Source organism: Tahibacter caeni, from assembly GCF_024609805.1.
Classification (GTDB): Bacteria; Pseudomonadota; Gammaproteobacteria; order Xanthomonadales; family Rhodanobacteraceae; genus Tahibacter; species Tahibacter caeni.
Map to the genome: position 1 here is coordinate 1 of NZ_JANFVR010000552.1, position 1,889 is coordinate 1,889.

General features: G+C 71.1%; 1 protein-coding gene. It reads right to left on the reverse strand.

Going from position 1 to position 1,889, the window contains the following annotated elements; genetic code table 11:
• Positions 1 to 1,018: winged helix-turn-helix domain-containing protein (locus NON22_RS23685; RefSeq protein WP_257389444.1), on the reverse strand; the 1,018-nt coding region annotated here is incomplete at its 3' end.
• Positions 1,019 to 1,889: the final 871 nt, after the last annotated feature.

Genomic DNA, 1,889 nt, shown 5'->3' on the forward strand with positions numbered 1-1,889 from the left:
CGAAGCCGAAGTCGGGCGCCGCCTCCAGCACGCGGCGATACAGTGCGGCGGCTTCGCTCCAGCGGTCGCGCTGTTCGGCCGCGACCGCGCGGACCAGATCCGGCGCGGCGGCGACGTCGAGTGCGGCCAGCGACGGCGCCTCGGCCGCCTCCATGTCCGCAGCGAAATGCCGCACGACGTCGCGGCTGACCTCGTCGATCGCCGCGACCAGGCGTTCCTGCGTGCTCGCGCGGTCGAAGCCCGCGTCGCCGCCGTCGTCGCGCAGATGCGCGCGCACGTGCCATTCGCTGTCGCGGCCGACCGGCATCGCGACGCTGAGCAGCACGACGACGTCGCCGCTGTCGCGCTCGGCCGAGGCGTCGGCGAGGACGACGCGGTCGCCGCGGCCTGCGAGCTGCCATTCGATCCAGCCGTACAGCAGCTCCACGGGCCAGCGCGCCTCGCTCTGCAGCGAATTGTCCGACACCGCGACGAGCACGACGCGGCGCGGCGCCGGCGATTGCAGCGGCCAAGCGAAGGCGGCCAGCAGCATGCCGACGAGCAGCAGCGAGGCGATCGCGGCGACACGCGGTCGCCGGGGCGGCGCGAGCACGGGCGGCGGCGGTTCGGCCGGCTCCGGCGGCGGCGCGGCGACGGGCTCCGGAATCGCGGCTACGGTATCGGCGGCGGGCGCCGGCTCCAGCTCGCCGGGCGGATCGAACACGTAGCCCTGCTTGGACACCGTGCGTATCCAGCCCTTCGCGCTGTCGCCGAGAGCCTTGCGCAGCATCCAGATGCTCGTCGTGATGTTGGCGTCCTCGACGACGGCGCCGGACCAGACGCGGCGGATGATCTCCTCGCGCGTATGCAGCAGGCGCGGCTCGCGCAGGAACAGCAGCAGCAGATCGAAACAACGCTGGTTGAGCTCGTGCACACGTCCTCCGCGCTGCACGCTGCGATAGCGCAGATCGAACTCGACTTCGCCCAGGCGTAGGCGATGCGTGTTCGCTGGCCACGGCTGGCCGACAGGCTCGGACATCGCTTCTCCCGCGCGGAGTCGTCCCGAATCCGCGTTTTCACCGACCCGCGTGTGCGGGAACCCCTGTACGGCCGCGAGCGTTCATGGCGAGCGCCGTGCAACCGGATCGCGACGATTCCGGCGCGCCTGCGCCGGAAAAGAAAATTGCGACGGCACTATCGGCGCAAGCGGCGAAAGAAACAAGTAACAAGCGGTAAACCCTGTAATTATTACCTGTTCCACCGCACGAATCGCCTCTGCCTGCAGTAACCTGCGCCGAATCGCCGCGTGACGACTTGTCAAATCTGTCGCCACAGTCGTTTGCGATTGCACGCAATGCAAAATCATCGCGTCGCCGAGCTACGGCGTGCAACGACGACGAAACCCTTCGTCGCCGACTTCGCATCGACGCGATACCGGTCTGCGAGCGCCGGACCGGCCTGACTGCCGCGAGCGCGCGGAACCTCCCACCGGCCCAGCCTCCGGCAGGAGCCGGCGCCGGCACTCCCGCGCGGCTTCGGACCGGAGCGGCGACGCATCGCACGTTGAAATCCGGCCGCGCGTTTCAGCCCGGCGCCGCGCACGCGCTCCCGCGGCGACCGGCCGCGTGTTGCAGCCGCACGCGGCGCGCCCCTGACCGGGGTCACGGATTTGCCGGATAGCGCGCATTCGCGCGCCGCGACGCGCGGCGGGCCGCTGCGGTTGCTATACAGCGCCGCGGAGGCCGGCGCCGCTGCCGGCCGCATTTTCCTACCTGACGGACAGACTCATGCTGCAAACGACGTTGTTCACCCTGGCGCTGGCCGGACTCGCGCTGCACCCGCCGGCGGCCGATGCCGCGCCTGCGCCGGCCACGGCGCAGGCCGCGGTCGACGCCCTGCTCGCGACCGAC